This is a genomic window from Achromobacter sp. FW305-C-13 (assembly GCF_058783475.1).
The window spans coordinates 672094-687883 of sequence record NZ_JBYSYN010000003.1; the positions used below are offsets into that span (position 1 = coordinate 672094).

The following is a 15790-nucleotide window of genomic DNA, read 5'->3' on the forward strand; positions in this document are numbered from 1 at the left end:
CGCCCGCTCGTCCCGGGTGCTCATTACGATGACCAAATACGTATTTGTCACCGGCGGAGTGGTGTCTTCCCTGGGCAAGGGCATCGCCGCTGCGTCGCTCGCCGCCATCCTCGAGTCGCGTGGTCTGCAGGTCACCATGCTGAAGCTCGACCCGTACATCAACGTCGATCCGGGCACGATGAGCCCCTTCCAGCACGGTGAAGTGTTCGTCACGGAAGACGGCGCCGAAACCGATCTGGACCTGGGCCACTACGAGCGCTTCATCTCCGCCCGCATGCACAAGGTGAACAACTTCACCACGGGTCAGATCTACGAATCGGTGCTGCGCAAAGAGCGCCGTGGCGACTACCTGGGCAAGACTGTCCAGGTGATTCCGCATATCACCAACGAAATCCAGGACTTCATCGCCCGTGGCGCCGAAGCCGGCTGGAACGGCAACACGGACGTCGCCATCGTCGAGATCGGCGGCACCGTGGGCGACATCGAATCCCTGCCTTTCCTGGAAGCCGCTCGCCAGATGAGCCTGCGCATGGGCCGCAACAATGCCGCCTTCGTGCACCTGACGCTGGTGCCCTTCATCGCCTCCGCCGGCGAACTGAAGACCAAGCCCACGCAGCACTCGGTGCAGAAGCTGCGCGAAATCGGCATCTACCCGAACGCGCTGCTGTGCCGCGCCGACCGTCCCATCCCGGACGACGAGCGCGCCAAGATCTCGATGTTCTCGAACGTGCCCCTGGACGCGGTGATTTCCGTCTGGGACGCCGATTCCATCTACAAGATCCCGGCCATGCTGCACAAGCAAGGCGTGGACAACATCGTCTGCGAAGCGCTGGGCCTGACCCCGCCGCCGGCCGATCTGTCCATGTGGGACAACCTCGTTGAAGCGCTGGAGCATCCGCAGCACCAGCTGACGATCGGCATGGTCGGCAAGTACGTCGACCTGACCGAATCGTACAAGTCGCTGACGGAAGCGCTGGTCCACGCCGGCATCCACACGCGCTCGAAGATCAACATCGAGTACATCGACTCGGAAGACATCGAAACCCGCGGCACCGACCAACTCAAGCACCTGGACGCCATTCTGGTTCCGGGCGGCTTTGGCAAGCGCGGCACCGAAGGCAAGATCGCTGCCATCCGCTACGCCCGTGAAAACGGCGTGCCGTACCTGGGCATCTGCTTGGGGATGCAGCTGGCCGTCATCGAGTTCGCGCGCCACGTCGCCGGCCTGGGCGGCGCCAACAGCACGGAATTCGATCCGTCGGCGCCCCATCCCGTGGTGGCCCTCATCACCGAATGGATGGACCGCGAAGGCAAGGTCGAAAAGCGCGACAACACGTCCGACCTGGGCGGCACCATGCGCAAGGGCGCACAACGCGTGCCGATCAAGGCTGGCACCCGCGCGCAGACCATCTATGGCGACGAAGTGAACGAGCGTCACCGCCACCGCTACGAGGTCAACAACGTCTACGTGCCGCGCCTGGAAGAGGCCGGCATGGTGATCAGCGCCCGTACGCCGTCGGAAAACCTGCCGGAAATGATGGAATTGCCCGACCACCCGTGGTTCGTGGGCGTGCAGTTCCACCCGGAGTTCACTTCCACGCCGCGTGACGGCCACCCGCTGTTCTCCAGCTATATCCGCGCCGCCATCGAGCAGAAGGCTCGCCGCGGCCAGGGGGCCTGATGCGCGTCCGCGGTCTCGAGTTCCGCATGCGGATCCTCGGGGCCGCGGGCCCGTCCCCCAGCGTCGGCCTGTACGGCGGCGCTGCTTTCGGATACAACCAATTAGCATCGGATATGCGTCGCCGTGCCGCTTTCAGCGACACTGGCGGCGTTGCCGTATCTGGCGTCAGCTATCCGCTGTAGATACCTACCAACGCAACTGCCCTGAAGGAACCCCATGAGTGCTTACCTCATCGCCGACGTCACGGTGACCAAGCCCGCGCAATACGAGGATTACAAGCGTCTGTCCACGCTCGCCATGCGCGCGTACGATGCGAAGATCCTGGTGCGCGGCGGAGAGTCCAAGCACCTTGAGGGCCGTGAGCCTGGCCGCACCGTCGTCATGGAATTCCCGTCCATGGCCGCCGCCCAGGCCTTCTACGACTCCTGGCAGTACCGCCGTGCCCGCAACGCCCGTGAGGGCGCGGCCGTCATGAATATGTTTATCGTTCAGGGAATGTAAAGTCATGAGTGCAATCGTCGATATCATCGGCCGCGAGATTCTGGATTCGCGCGGCAACCCCACCGTGGAATGTGATGTGCTGCTGGAATCCGGCGCCATGGGCCGCGCGGCCGTGCCGTCCGGCGCCTCCACGGGCGCCCGCGAAGCCATCGAGCTGCGCGATGGCGACAAGAGCCGTTATCTGGGCAAGGGCGTGCTGCGCGCCGTTGAAAACCTGAATACGGAAATCTCCGAAGCCCTGATGGGCCTGGACGCCCAGGAACAGACCTTCGTCGATCGCACGCTGATCGAGCTGGACGGCACCGAGTCCAAGGAACGCCTGGGCGCCAACGCGATCCTGGCCGCCAGCATGGCCGTGGCCCGCGCCGCCGCCGACGAATCGGGCCTGTCCCTGTACCGCTATTTCGGCGGCAGCGGCCCCATGAGCATGCCCGTGCCGATGATGAACGTCATCAACGGCGGCGCGCACGCCAACAACACGCTGGATCTGCAAGAACTGATGATCCTGCCGGTCGGCGCAGGCAGCTTCCGCGAAGCCCTGCGCTGGGGCGCTGAAGTCTTCCACATGCTGAAGAAGCTGATCCACGGCCAGGGCATGTCCACGGCCGTCGGCGACGAGGGCGGTTTCGCGCCCAACGTGCCCAGCCACGAAGCCGCCATCCAGCTGATCCTGAAGGCCATCACCGAAGCCGGCTACGAGCCGGGCACGCAGATCGCCCTGGGCCTGGATTGCGCCAGCTCGGAGTTCTACCGCGACGGCAAGTACACGCTGGCCGGCGAAGGCGGCATCTCGCTGTCCTCGCAGGAGTTCACCAACCTGCTGGCCACCTGGTGCGACAAGTACCCGATCATCTCCATCGAAGACGGCATGGCCGAAAACGATTGGGACGGCTGGAAGCTCCTGACCGACCAGTTGGGCAAGAAGGTGCAACTGGTGGGCGACGACCTGTTCGTCACCAACACCAAGATCCTGCGCGAAGGCATCCAGAAGGGCGTCGCCAACTCGATCCTGATCAAGATCAACCAGATCGGCACGCTGACCGAAACCTTCGCCGCCATCGAAATGGCCAAGCGCGCCGGCTACACCGCCGTCGTGTCGCACCGTTCGGGCGAAACCGAAGATTCGACCATTGCCGATATCGCCGTGGCAACCAACGCGATGCAGATCAAGACGGGTTCGCTGTCCCGTTCGGATCGCATGGCCAAGTACAACCAGCTCCTGCGTATCGAGGAAGAGCTGGCTGAAGTGGCGTCGTATCCTGGCCTGGAAGCTTTCTACAACCTGCGTTGATGGGAAGCGCGGCAGCGGCGCCTGGCGCCGCCGCCGCATCCGCGCCACGACTGCTCTGAGGGTTCTCGCGTATGCGCCTGTTGTTCCTGGTGCTGTTCGTGCTGGTAGGCTTGATCCAATACCCGCTGTGGCTGGGTAAGGGCGGCTGGTTCAAGGTCTGGGATCTGCAACGCCAAGTGGCGGAGCAGCGCGAGACCAATGAAGGCCTGCGCGCGCGCAATGCCGCGCTGGAAGCCGAAGTGCGGGATCTTGAAGGCGGCTCTGGCGCCATCGAAGAGCGCGCCCGCGGCGAGCTCGGCATGATGCGTGATGGCGAAGTGTTCGTGCACATTCTGCCGCAGAACACGCAGCCTCCCGCTGCCGGCGCGTCGCTGGCGACAGACCCCGCAGCCAAACCGCCCACCGCCACGCGCGCAAGCGTGCCGGCGGCCAAGCCGCCTGCCAATCGGGCGGGCAGCCCTGCCGTCAACCCGGCGGCGCCCAAACCGGCCACACCGGCAAACAACGCCACGACCCGCCACTGAGGCTTTTCCTCAGGGGCAGCGGACGTCGCTGCAGGCCCCGGCCACCATTCCTTCCGGTTGAGGGGTCTTGCCCGACCAATCAACCGGATGCGAGTGCATCTCCATCTCCAGCTCTACCCGAATCGGCAGCAGGCCGTGCGCACGCGCTACGCCTGCATAGCTGGCGTCGTCGCGTCCTAAGGCCGCCAGCAGCATGCGTACGGGCGGCAGCAAGGGCCGGTGCAGATAGGTCAGGCGCAGTTTCAGCGTATTCGCATCGAAGATGCTCAAGCCCCCGGGCGGGGGAGGCCGGCGCGCGTGCTGCAGGTCCTGGTAGTCGTTATCGATGGCGCGCAAGCCTGGTGCCGCCGCCACCGTGAGCCCAGCGCGGCCGTGCTGGCGGAAGGCGCGGGCGTCTGGCTGCAGGATTTCAATGCGCCACGGGGTCAGGCCGGTCAGCGCCGCAATACCTGCCTGGGCGCGTTCCCGCCGGCGCCGCGCGTCGGCCTTGCCGGCCGTGCCTTCCCCGCCGGCATGCAGCGGCAGCAACGCCTGTTGAAAAGCGCGCCGCATGCGGGCGGGTTCGCCATGGGCGGTGGCGCCTGCGCGGGCGGCTTCGATCAGCGCCAGGTGCGCCATCTGGCGTACGGCCTGCCAGCGGGCGGCTTCGATCGCCAGCAGGCCCAGCAGCAGCACCACGGCGCCAGCCACGGCGAATTCGATGGCGGCGGCGCCCCGCTGCCGCGAACAGGCAAAGAAAAAGGCGGTCATGGCTGCGCAGTGTGGCGCAGGCATGACCGCCCGTCGATACGGACAATCCGAAGGGGTTAAAACGTCCCGCCAGGCGGGACGCGGGGAATCAGTGCACGGTCGGGGGCGCGTCGTCGGCCGGGGGCTGATTCGGCGCAAACAGGGTGGCGCAGTCGACCGCGTCGAACTTGTAGGGCTTGCCGCAGAAGTCGCACGACACGTCCACCTGGCCGCGCTCGGCCAGGACGCTGTTGACTTCCTCTTCGCCCAGTGAACGCAGCATGCTTGCCACGCGCTCGCGGGTGCAGGGGCAATGCCAGCTTACCGTCACCGGATCGAACGCCAGCAGGGTGTCTTCCCAGAACAGGCGGTGGATCAGCGTGTCGATCTCGGCTTCCAGCAGTTCGTCGCGCTTGAGGGTGCTGGCCAGCGCATTGGTGCGGTCCCAGGTTTCCGCCGCGGCCTGCTCGGTCAACAGCGGCGCATCCGTGCCGCCATGGAAAGGCAGGCGCTGGATCAGCATGCCGGCGGCATGGTCGGCATCCGCCGCCAGCCACAGGCGCGTGTCCAGCTGTTCGGACGCCTTCATGTAGTGTTGCAGGGCCTCGGCCACGGTCTCGCCTTCCAGCGGCACGATGCCCTGGTAGGCCTGCTGGCCCGGCAGCTTGCGCTGCGGGTCCAACACCACGATGAAGCGGCCGGCGCCGCCCGGGTTCAGCAGGCTTTGCATCGTGCCGTCGGCGGGCACGTCATGGCCTTCGCGCACTTTGACGGTGGCGCGCAGGCTCAGGTCGGAACGGCATTCCACCACCAGCAGGGCGATGGGGCCGTCGCCCTGGATCTGGAGCACCAGCGAGCCCTCGAACTTGATGTTGGCGGCAAGCAGGGTGGACGCGGCCACCAGTTCGCCCAGCAGGTGGGTGATGGCGGGCGGGTAGTCGTGGTTGGCCTGGACGGCCTTCCAGGTCGCCTCAAGGCGTACGGCCTGAACGCGGACGCTGCGGTCTTCGGTAAGGTATTTTTTGAGCTGATCGGTCATAGCGGAATGTTAGCCGATCAGGGGCGCGATTCCCCCTGCTGGCAGCAGGGGGTTCAACGGCGCCCTGGGGCGTTCAGGCCAGCCGTTTCAGGGCTGTCTTGTAGTGTTGGCCCCGCGCCACGTAATGGGCGGTGTTTTTGTGCAGATTGGCGATTTCCTCGTCCGAGAGCTCGCGGACGATCTTGCCGATGCCGATCACCAGCGAATTGTCGGGAATGATCCGGTCTTCCGGGATGATCGCGCCGGCGCCGATCAGGCAGTTGCGGCCGATGACCGCATTGTTCAAGACGATGGCCTGCATGCCCACCAGGGCACCCTCGTGGATGGTACAGCCGTGCAGCATGGCCTGGTGGCCCACCGTCACGTTGGGGCCGATCGTCATGGGACAGCCGCTGTCCACGTGCAGGACGCTGGATTCCTGGATATTGGTGCCGTGGCGGATCAGGATGGCGTCGTTGTCGCCGCGGATCGATACGTTGGACCAGATGCTGACGCCCGCTTCCAGCGTGACATTGCCGATGATGTCGGCACTGTCGGCCACGTAGGCGGCGGGGTCGATGCGGGGGATCAGGTCATCAAGCTGGTAAATGGGCATTGCCTCAGGTCTCCGGTTGCTTCTCGGGGCCGCCGTGGGCCGTGTCGACGGTGACGGTCGCGGTCGTGGTTGCGACAGGTGCCGTCGCGACGGGGCCTGCCGCGGCGACCGGCGCCGGGGCGGCGGCGCGGGCGCGCTCTTCTTCGCGCAGGCGCAAGACACGGCGCTGGATCTTACCGGTGGTGGTCATCGGCAATTCGTCGACGAATTCGATCTCTTTCGGGTATTCGTAGGGCGCGAGCCGCTCGCGCACATGTTCCTGCAGGTTTTCGATGACGTCGGCGCGGTCACGATGGGCGAACTCCGGCGTCAGCACGACATAGGCCTTAACCAGGGCGCCACGCTCGGCGTCCGGCTTGGGCACGACGGCGGCGTTGGCCACGGCGGGATGCCCGATCAGGCAGCTTTCGATTTCACCCGGGCCGATCCGGTAGCCGGACGACTTGAACACGTCGTCGGCGCGGCCGGCATACCAGAGGTAGCCGTCGGCATCGAGGGTGGCGAGATCACCCGTCAGGCACCAATCGCCCTTGAATTTGGCCTGCGTGGCCGCTTCGTTGCGCCAGTAGCCCAGGAACATCACCGGGTCGGGATAGCCGTGGATGTCCAGCCGGTTGACGGCGATTTCGCCGGTTTCGCCGGCAGCCACGGGCTGGCCGTCATCGTTTAAGACCGCGACCTGATGGCCGGGGTAGGGCCGGCCCATGCTGCCGGGCCGGGCGGGCCAGCGCTTCTGGCTGTTGCCCACCACGTAGTTCATTTCGGTCTGGCCGAACATTTCGTTGGGCGTCACGCCCAGCGCCGACTGGCACCATTCAAAGACGGTTTCGCCCACGCTTTCACCCGCGCTCATGATGGAGCGCAGGGCCAGCTGGTAGCGGTTGCGGGGTTCCGGCACCGCCTTCATCATCATCTTCAGGGCGGTGGGGAAGAGGAAGGTGTTGGTGACCTGATAGCGTTCCAGCAGCTCGAACGCGCGCTCGACGGAAAAGCGCCCGCGCGTGCCTACGATGGGGTGCCCGAAATACAGGGTGGGCAGCAGCGCGTCCATCATGCCGCCCGTCCACGCCCAGTCGGCCGGCGACCAGAACACGTCGGCCGGCTTGGGGAACCAGTCCTGCGAGGCCACGAAGCCCGGCAGGTTGCCGATCAGCACGCTGTGCGGCAGCAGGGCGCCCTTGGGCGCACCCGTGGTGCCCGAGGTATAGAGCAGGATGGCGGGGTCGGACGACCGCGTCGGGATGGCCTTGAATTCGCTGGGCTGGCGGGCCAGCAGGCTGCGCCAGGGCAGCACGCGCTCGTCGGCGAAGCCGATGCCGATGATCTGCTGCAGGTTGGGGCAGTTGTCGCTGACGGCCAGCAGGTTGGCGCTGGAGGCGTGGTCCACGATGGCGACGCGAGTTTCGGAGTCGCGCAGGCGGGTTTCCAGGGCCTCAGGGCCGAACAGGGTCGATAGCGGCAGCACGACACCGCCCACCGTGTAGATGGCCATGTGGGCGACGACGGTTTCAGGGCGTTGCCCCAAAACGACACCGACCCGATCGCCGCGGCCCACGCCCATTTTCACCAGGCCGTTGGCCAATTGGTTGACGGCCTCGGCCAGTCGGGCATAGGTCCAGACCTCGCGGTTGCAGGACTCATCTTCGTAGTAGATGGCAATGCGCCGCGCATCCGGACTACTGGATGCCCAGCGGTGGCAGCACGCATCCGCAATGTTGAACTGGGTGGGTACCAGCCAGCGGAATGATTGGTAGAGCGCCTGATATTGGTCGTTCATGGCCCTATGTTGTAAGCATGTTGCAGCTGCGTGAACGGGCCAACTCGCCCGTTGCCTCAGATGCAAGCATGACCTAGAGGGCCGTGAACTGCAATATCCCCGTTGCGTAATGGGGACGCATACGGGTTATCACGGGTGTTTGCTTTGGCGGCGTAGTGCGGAGGGCAGGGCGGGCAGGGACAGCGAACGGGGCGGGCGGGCGATCGGTTCCGCCTGCCGTTCGGCCTGGATGGCGGCCCAGTCCAGCAGCTGCAGCTGGCCGTCGTGGGTTTCGGCCAGGGCGGACAGGCTTTCTACCCAATCGCCGTCATTGCAATACAGGATGCCGCCCACGTCGCGCAGTTCGGCCTTGTGGATGTGCCCGCAGACCACGCCGTCCAGGCCGCGGCGGCGCGCCTCGCCGGCCAGCGCTTCCTCGAAATCCGTGATGAAGGAGACGGCGTTCTTGACCTTGTGCTTGAGGTATTGCGACAGGGACCAGTAGTGCAGCCCCAGGCGGTGGCGCAGCCGGTTGAAGTGGTGGTTGATCCACAGCGCCAGCTGGTAGAGGCCGTCGCCCAGGTGGGCAAGCCAGCGGCTGTGCTGGATCACGCCGTCGAACTGGTCGCCGTGCAGCACCAGCAGGCGCAGGCCCTTGGCGGTCACGTGGACGTCTTCGTCCAGGATCTCGATGTCGCCGAACGCGTAGCCGGCGAATTCGCGCGCGAATTCGTCATGGTTGCCGGGGATGAACACCACGCGCGTGCCGTTGCGCGCCTTGCGCAGGATGCGCTGGATGACGTCGTTGTGCGCCCGTGGCCAGTGCCAATGCTTGCGCAACTGCCAGCCGTCCACGATATCGCCCACCAGGTAAAGGGTGTCCGAATCGTTGTGGTCCAGGAAATCGAGCAGGAATTCCGCCTTGCACCCGGCAGTACCCAGGTGAATATCGGAAATCCAGAGAGCACGCCAGTGTGCGGGTCGGATTTCGTTCACGGTCGCTTCCATGTGGGCTGTCGTCATGCCTCAGGATGAAATCATCCGGCGATGACGGGCGTATGAAGAAACCGTGACGCTGTTGTGACGGCGGCGCGGCGCCGGGCGCCGCCACCGTCACAGGCAATGCTCAGGGCTGCTGCGTGTCGGCCTTCTTGCCGCGCAGACGCTTCCACAGTCCGCCGCCGAGTGCGGCCGCGGCCAGGATGCCGACCTTGGCGAACTTGGCCAGGAAGGCGGCGATCACGGCGAACAGGCCCAGCTTCTTGGCGGCCACGCCGGCCACCAGCGCGGCCAGGCCGTATTCCGCGACCTTGTCGGTCGAGGAATCGAAGTCGGCGTAGCGCTTGCCGTCCACGTAGTTCAGGTTGTCCAGCAGCGCCAGCACGGCGGTTTTGTCCTTGGGCACCAGGCTTTGCTGGGTGATGAGATCCAGCGTGATGTAGCCGTCGCGGCCCAGCGCGTAGGTGTTGTAGTTCACCGTGGGGTCTTCCCCGGCTTCGGCGCCCTTGTGCTTGGCCGCCACCGACCAGACCAGCCGCTGCGTGTTGCTGTCGTACTTGGGCGCTTCGACCCAACCGTCCACCGTCAGCTCGGGGAAGCCACGCTTCTTGCGCTCTTCGTTGGACTGTTCGGTGCCTTCCCGCAGACTGTCCAGCAGTTCGCTGACGTTCCAGTTGCGCGCGTCGTCGTCCTTGATGTAGCCGGCCTTGTCGAAGTTGACGGTGACGACCCAGTCATCATCGTCGCTCTTGGGCATCACCACACCCAACAGCGACGGATCCTTGCCGTTGCCGTAGGCCTGCATCAGGCGCTCGGCCTGGAAGCGCGGGACGAAGAACATGTTCTGCGGCAGGTGCACCACGGCCTGATCGCCCAGCTTCACATCCGTCGGCCCTTGCTGGGCGGCGGCGAACGCGGCTTTCATGGCGGATTCGATTTCCTGCTGGGCCGATGCATTCTGGGCCGAGGCCCCGGACGGCAGGAAGAGCAGCGCGCTGGCGGCGGCCAGCGACAGGCGGGAAATGAAAGCGCGCATGGGAGTCTTGAGGCGTCTGTTTAAAAGGGGCCTCATTGTCTTTGCGGGCGACTTTCAACTTTCTGAAAGCAGGCGGCCAAATGGCCGCATGATTTTGCCGTTTGTAATAGTTTGTGTGGGCGCGGTCGGCTTACCGGCTTTTCTGGCGCTGCGGCGCGTTGCGCAGGCGCGTGCCCAGGATGCGATCGTGCAGGAACTGCCCGTCGGGATCAAGCCAGGACCAGATGAAGATAGTGAAGGGCGCGGCCACGATGAACATGTCAACCGAGGCCCAGCCCGTGAGATTGGCGGCGCCCCAGACGACGGCAGCGCCCGCCAGCACCAGCGGCCAGACCAGCACGTAGCGCAAGATCAGGCGGCCCGTGCTGGGCGTGTTGCCGTCCCGGTCGACGAGCCGGATGTTCCAGGTCTTCATGGGCAGCGTCTGGCCGCGGCGGCGCCAGCACAGCACGAAGTAGGCGCCGATGGCGGTAAACAGCCAGGCCTGCCGCGCCCCGCGAAGCTCCAGCGCATTCTTGCTCTGCGTCAACGTATCCAGCAGGTAGCCCGCCAGGAACACCACGCCAAACAGCAGCACGGCTTCGTACATCATGCAGGCGAATCGGCGCAGCCGATTGGGAGTCTGGTCAAGGAGGGCGTCGGTCGTCATGGACGGGCATTATAGAAGAGGGAGGGCCCCCACGCTTCGCGCACTCCGTGCGCTCTCTGCCCCCCAAGGGGGCTTTCCTCCCTTGGGGCGGCCCGGCGGGAGGAAGGCGGCCCCCACGCTTCGCGCCCTTCGTGTGCTCTCTGCCCCCCGAGGGGGCTTTCCTCCCTTGGGGGCGGCCCGGCGGGAGGAAGGCGGCCCCCACGCTTCGCGCCCTTCGTGCGCTCTCTGCCCCCCGAGGGGGCTTTCCTCCCTTGGGGCGGCCCGGCGGGAGGAAGGTGGCCCCCACGCTTCGCGCAAGGGAAGGACGAAAAAAAACCCGCCGGTAAGGGCGGGTCTATAAAAGGGGCTATGCAGCCCCCAAGGGGAAAATCTTTCGGGCCTTAGCGCTTAAGGCCCAGGCCTGTCTTTAGGCTGCGGAGTGCGCGTTCTTGGCGCTCGTCTTGCCAGCCAGGGCCTTCACGCCGTGGGCCAGCTTACGCAGGCCTGCGGCCAACGCCCGCATCGGGTGCGGACGGAATTGTTCTTCAATAGCCTGGAGCATCAGTTGGCGCTCGAGTTCGTCGGTCAGGCGGATGGTGTTGTTCGGGTTGATCACGTTAGCCTCCACGGGCTTGCACAGTTGTTTGCTACTAGGGATAACCCGAATTATAGGGTTTACCCTGAAACTGTGCAAGAGGGAGGTGCAAGCATGTGCAACTTGGCAACACCTTGGTGCTGATAATGCCCCAAAACCGAGCGGCGGGGCACCATAAGCAAAGATACGCGCACCATGTTGCGGCGCTTTTACAACGCGTGAGATCCGGCGGGAAAGCGGCCGGCGCCCGGGCGGAAAGCCGCACCGGGCGCCATGCGATCAGGCGTCGCGGTAGCCGGCGGCGACCAGTTCGAAACCGAACAGGCGGCAGTCCAGCGCACCGTTATGCAGCGGCACGCGGCGCTTGGGCTTCAAGCGCATCTGGTTGGGCAGGGTCAGGTCGCTGGTGATGACGTGCAACTGCCAGCCCGCGAAATTGCGCTTAAGGCAGCTGGCCCAATCGCGCCACAGGTCCGCGTCCTGCTCCGTCAGCATGCGCTCGCCGTAGGGCGGGTTGGTGACGATCCAGCCGTGGTCGGCGGGCGCGGTGATCTCGCGGGCGTCGCCCACTTCAAAGCGGATGGAATCGGCCGTCAGCCAGGCGCGCTCGGCGTTGTTCTGAGCGAATTCAATGGCTTGCGGGTCCAGGTCGTAGCCGACCAGCGGCGCGTCCAGCTGCGGCAGGATGCGCGAGCGGGCGTCGTCCTTCAGGTCGCGCCAGCGGTAGGCGTCATGATCGCGCAGGCGTTCGAAACCGAACGGGCGCGAGATGCCCGGGGGCACGCCCAGGGCGATCCAGGCCGCCTCGATCAGGATGGTCCCCGACCCGCAGAACGGGTCCAGCAACGGCGCCGCCGGGTCCCAGCCTGCCAGGGCCAGCATGCCGGCCGCCAGGTTTTCGCGCAGCGGGGCTTCGCCCTTGTCCAGGCGCCAGCCGCGCTTGAACAGGGATTCGCCGGAGGTATCCAGGTACAGGGTGGCCGTGTGGCCCGTCAGGAACAGGTGAACGCGGGCGTCCGGGCGCACCGTGTCGATGCTGGGGCGTTCGCCTTCCAGTTCGCGCAAGCGGTCGCAAATGCCGTCCTTGGCACGCAGATTGCAGTACTGCAGGCTTTGCACCGGGCTCTTGATGGCCGAGGTGTCCACGCGCAGCGTCTGTTCGGCGCCGAACCAGCGTTCCCACGGGGTATCGCGGGCCAGGTCCAGGATGTCGTCTTCGTGCGAGATTTCAGCGTGTGCCACCTGCACCAGGATACGGGTGGCCAGACGCGAATACAGGTTGGCGCGCTGCACGCCGGCCCAATCGGCCGTGAACGAGCAGCCGGCGCGGCCGGCCTTGGCATCTTCATAGCCCAGCGCCTGCATCTCTGCCGTCAGGGCTTCTTCCAGGCCTTGCGGGCAGGGCGCGAACACCGTAAACACTTCGGCCTGGCGCGGTTGGCGCGGGGCGCGGCTGCGGGTCTCGATGATCGGGGCGCGCTCGCGGTTATCGTCGCGCGCATCGACGAATTCCGGCTGGGCATCCTGGCCGTGATCCGGCACGTCGTCGTGATCGGGTTCGGCGGCGAATTCGGGCGCGGGGCCGTCATCCTCGAACGGGTCGTAGAAGCGTCCTGCCGGCGTGGCGGGGGCGATGTACTGGTCGTCGCGCAGGCGCGGCGCGCGCTGCTGCGGACGCGGGGGGCGCGAGCTGGCGCTGGCGCCCGCATCGCGGCGCGTATCGTCGGAACGGCTGCGGGCCGCAGGCGCGCGATCGGACGAGCCACGGCTGGGCGCGCTGCGTTCGGATGCGCCCCGGCCGGGCGCGCCGCGATCGTACTGGCCGCGTTCGGAAGACTGCCCGCCACGTGGCGCCTGCCCACGGGGGGCTGCGCCGCGGCCGCCGGCGGCCGGCTTGCGGGCGTAGCGTGCTTCTTCTTCCTGGCGGCGTTGATAGCCTTCTGGGTCTTTCTGGCGTTCGACGTTTTCGCGGGTGCGCTCAATTTGCGCGACCAGGCGGGCGCGGGCGCCCGTGCGGGTGCGCTTGGGCGCTTCTTCGGCGTGGGCGTCGCGCGCCGTTTTCTTGATCGTCAGCGTCTTGCGCGGACGGTCGTGTTCATCAGAGGACATACGAATCCTGGCGAATGTGCAAAGGTAGGGGGAATCAGAAGGGTTTGACGACGACCAGCGCCACCACCACCAAGAGCAGCAAGACGGGAACTTCGTTGAACCAGCGATAGAACTTGTGCGAACGGGTGTTTTTGCCCTGTTCGAATTTACGCAGCATCAAGCCACAGGCGTGATGGTAGCCGATGACGAGCAGGACGAAAAAGAGTTTGGCGTGCATCCAGCCGTTGCCCGGGCCTACGCCGATGCGATAGCCCAGGTACAGCCACATGCCGAACACGATGGCGACCACGGCCAGGATGGTGGTGAAGCGGTACAGGCGCCGGGCCATGCCCAGCAGCGTGGCCTGGACAGAGGCGTCCGTCTGCTGGGCCAGGTTCACGAAAATGCGCGGCAGGTAGAACAAGCCGGCAAACCAGGAAGCGATAAAGACAATATGGAAGGTCTTGACCCAGAGCATGGCCATGGCGCGATCCGATCGAGGAAAGCCGCATTGTAAGGCCGGTGCCCGCCTTCATCCGGCCCTGGATATCGCGCGAAGTCGCCGAGCGATTCGTAGGATGGGTGAAGCGCGAGAGTCCTTGAAGAAGAACGCTGCCTTGAGCGCGCGGAACCCATCACGCAGCGCAGGCGTCTTTGCGGAGTCAGCCACAACGCCAGCGCCGCTTGATGGGTTGCGCGCGCTCGAGACCGGGGACCCAAACGCCGGCATCCCGCGCTTCACCCATCCTACGAATCCAGAATCCCGGATCCCGAACCCTGAGTCACGAACGCCAGCTTCCGACGTCCGGCCCTGGAATCAGATCACATACAAGTCCACGTACTCGTGCACCGGTATGGCTTCCAACGCTTTCTGGTCCAGCGATACCTCCAGGATCCGGCGCTGCTGCTTGGCCGGGAATATGCGGGCCAGGTTGGTCCGGAACTTGGCCTCCAGCAGCGGGATGCCGTCCTGGCGGCGGCGCTTGTGGCCGATGGGGTATTCGCAGACGATCTCGTCCAGGCGGGAGCCGTCGTTGAACTCCACGGTCAGCGCGTTCGCGATCGAGCGCTTGTCCGGGTCGTGATAGTCGCGGGTGTACGCCGGGTCTTCCACGCAGACGATCTTGTCGCGCAGCGCGTCGATGCGCGGGTCGCGGGCGATCTCGTCTTCGTAGTCGCCGGCCGTCAGGCGGCCGAACAGCACGGGCACGGCCACCATGTACTGGATGCAGTGGTCGCGATCGGCTGGGTTGTTCAGCGGCCCCTTTTTGTCGATGATGCGGATGCACGCCTCGTGCGTGCGGATCGTGATGGCCTTGATGTCATCCGCGCTCTTGCCCTGGGCACGCAGAAGATCATGGATCTGCATGGCGCATTCCACCGCGGTCTGCGAATGGAACTCGGCGGGGAACGAGATCTTGAACAGCACGTTTTCCATCACGTAGCTGCCATAGGGACGCTGGAACTTGAACGGCTGGCCCTTGAAGAGCACGTCGTAAAAGCCCCAGGTCTTGGCCGTCAGTACCGACGGATAGCCCATTTCGCCGGTCTTGGCGATCAGCGCCAGGCGCACGGCGCGGCTGGTGGCGTCGCCGGCGGCCCAGCTCTTGCGGCTGCCGGTATTGGGGGCATGGCGATAGGTGCGCAGGCTTTGGCCGTCGACCCAGGCCAGCGATACCGCGTTGATCACTTCATCGCGGTCCAGTCCCAGCATCTGCGCCACGACGGCGGTGGACGCCACCTTGACCAGCACGACGTGGTCCAGCCCGACTTTGTTGAAGGAGTTCTCCAGCGCGATGCAGCCCTGGATCTCGTGCGCCTTGATCATGCCGGTCAGCACGTCGCGCATGGTCAGGGGCGGTTTGCCGGCGGCGACCGCGGTGCGTGACAGCCAGTCGGCGGTGGCCAGGATGCCGCCCAGGTTGTCCGACGGGTGTCCCCATTCGGCGGCCAGCCACGTGTCGTTGAAGTCCAGCCAGCGGATGGCTGTGCCGATGTTGAACGCGGCTTGCACCGGGTCCAGCTGGAACGACGTGCCCGGCACCTTGGCGCCGTTGGGCACCACGGTGCCGGGCACGATCGGACCCAGCAATTTCCTGCACGCGGGATATTCCAGCGCTTCCAGGCCGCAGCCCAGCGTGTCGATCAGGCAGTTGCGGGCGGTGTCATACGCCAGACCGCTCTGGATTTCATAGTTCAGAACGTAGTCCGCGATATCGACCAGCACCTGGTCGGGATCGGGACGTACGTTGGAGATCGGGGCAGACATAGCGGTACCTCTCCATAGAATGAATACAGGTGGCCATGCTGCGCCCTCGCTCTCGTCTG

Annotated in this window: 15 protein-coding genes; 4 read left to right on the forward strand and 11 right to left on the reverse strand. The window is 65.6% G+C overall.

Features of this window, described 5'->3' with window-relative positions; genetic code table 11:
- The first annotated feature begins 28 nt into the window (after positions 1-28).
- The 4 genes from pyrG (at position 29) to ftsB (ending at position 3997) form a co-directional block, all read left to right on the forward strand.
- Positions 29-1681, forward strand: a complete 1653-nt coding sequence (gene pyrG, locus AC3WMU_RS22020; protein ID WP_006223886.1) for a CTP synthase — start codon at positions 29-31, stop codon at positions 1679-1681.
- A 216-nt stretch (positions 1682-1897) separates the two neighbouring features.
- On the forward strand, positions 1898-2182 hold the full coding sequence (locus AC3WMU_RS22025) for a DUF1330 domain-containing protein (protein WP_006223888.1): 285 nt from the start codon (positions 1898-1900) through the stop codon (positions 2180-2182).
- 4 nt (positions 2183-2186) lie between these two features.
- Positions 2187-3473 (forward strand): phosphopyruvate hydratase, encoded by a 1287-nt coding sequence (gene eno, locus AC3WMU_RS22030; RefSeq protein WP_006218107.1) that lies wholly within the window; start codon positions 2187-2189, stop codon positions 3471-3473.
- Positions 3474-3544: 71 nt separating this feature from the next.
- Positions 3545-3997, forward strand: a complete 453-nt coding sequence (gene ftsB, locus AC3WMU_RS22035) for a cell division protein FtsB (RefSeq protein ID WP_492282978.1) — start codon at positions 3545-3547, stop codon at positions 3995-3997.
- Between the two features lie 9 nt (positions 3998-4006).
- Here ftsB and AC3WMU_RS22040 read toward each other — a convergent pair whose 3' ends face one another.
- The 11 genes from AC3WMU_RS22040 to AC3WMU_RS22090 all read right to left on the reverse strand — a co-directional run bounded on the left by AC3WMU_RS22040 (position 4007) and on the right by AC3WMU_RS22090 (position 15731).
- Positions 4007-4747 (reverse strand): TadE/TadG family type IV pilus assembly protein, encoded by a 741-nt coding sequence (locus tag AC3WMU_RS22040; protein WP_492282979.1) that lies wholly within the window; start codon positions 4745-4747, stop codon positions 4007-4009.
- A gap of 88 nt (positions 4748-4835) precedes the next feature.
- A complete protein-coding gene (hslO, locus tag AC3WMU_RS22045) occupies positions 4836-5765 on the reverse strand; it encodes an Hsp33 family molecular chaperone HslO (protein ID WP_006223891.1) in 930 nt (309 codons plus the stop codon).
- A 73-nt stretch (positions 5766-5838) separates the two neighbouring features.
- Positions 5839-6360, reverse strand: coding sequence for a gamma carbonic anhydrase family protein (locus tag AC3WMU_RS22050; protein WP_006223892.1), 522 nt, complete (start codon positions 6358-6360; stop codon positions 5839-5841).
- Positions 6361-6364: 4 nt separating this feature from the next.
- Positions 6365-8137, reverse strand: a complete 1773-nt coding sequence (locus tag AC3WMU_RS22055) for an acetate--CoA ligase (RefSeq protein WP_492282980.1) — start codon at positions 8135-8137, stop codon at positions 6365-6367.
- Positions 8138-8266: 129 nt separating this feature from the next.
- The gene (locus AC3WMU_RS22060) at positions 8267-9139 is read right to left on the reverse strand and encodes a UDP-2,3-diacylglucosamine diphosphatase (RefSeq protein ID WP_492282981.1); all 873 of its coding nucleotides are present in this window, start codon (positions 9137-9139) and stop codon (positions 8267-8269) included.
- A 103-nt stretch (positions 9140-9242) separates the two neighbouring features.
- On the reverse strand, positions 9243-10151 hold the full coding sequence (locus tag AC3WMU_RS22065; RefSeq protein WP_492282982.1) for a DUF2167 domain-containing protein: 909 nt from the start codon (positions 10149-10151) through the stop codon (positions 9243-9245).
- 130 nt (positions 10152-10281) lie between these two features.
- On the reverse strand, positions 10282-10800 hold the full coding sequence (locus tag AC3WMU_RS22070; RefSeq protein WP_035212794.1) for an RDD family protein: 519 nt from the start codon (positions 10798-10800) through the stop codon (positions 10282-10284).
- A gap of 406 nt (positions 10801-11206) precedes the next feature.
- On the reverse strand, positions 11207-11395 hold the full coding sequence (locus tag AC3WMU_RS22075; RefSeq protein WP_035212795.1) for a hypothetical protein: 189 nt from the start codon (positions 11393-11395) through the stop codon (positions 11207-11209).
- A gap of 258 nt (positions 11396-11653) precedes the next feature.
- Positions 11654-13009, reverse strand: a complete 1356-nt coding sequence (locus AC3WMU_RS22080) for a THUMP domain-containing class I SAM-dependent RNA methyltransferase (RefSeq protein WP_424626448.1) — start codon at positions 13007-13009, stop codon at positions 11654-11656.
- Positions 13010-13517: 508 nt separating this feature from the next.
- On the reverse strand, positions 13518-13946 hold the full coding sequence (locus AC3WMU_RS22085; RefSeq protein WP_175216749.1) for a CopD family protein: 429 nt from the start codon (positions 13944-13946) through the stop codon (positions 13518-13520).
- 333 nt (positions 13947-14279) lie between these two features.
- Positions 14280-15731: a bifunctional 2-methylcitrate dehydratase/aconitate hydratase gene (locus AC3WMU_RS22090; RefSeq protein WP_424626438.1), complete on the reverse strand. Its 1452-nt coding sequence runs from the start codon at positions 15729-15731 to the stop codon at positions 14280-14282.
- Between the last annotated feature and the right edge of the window lie 59 nt (positions 15732-15790).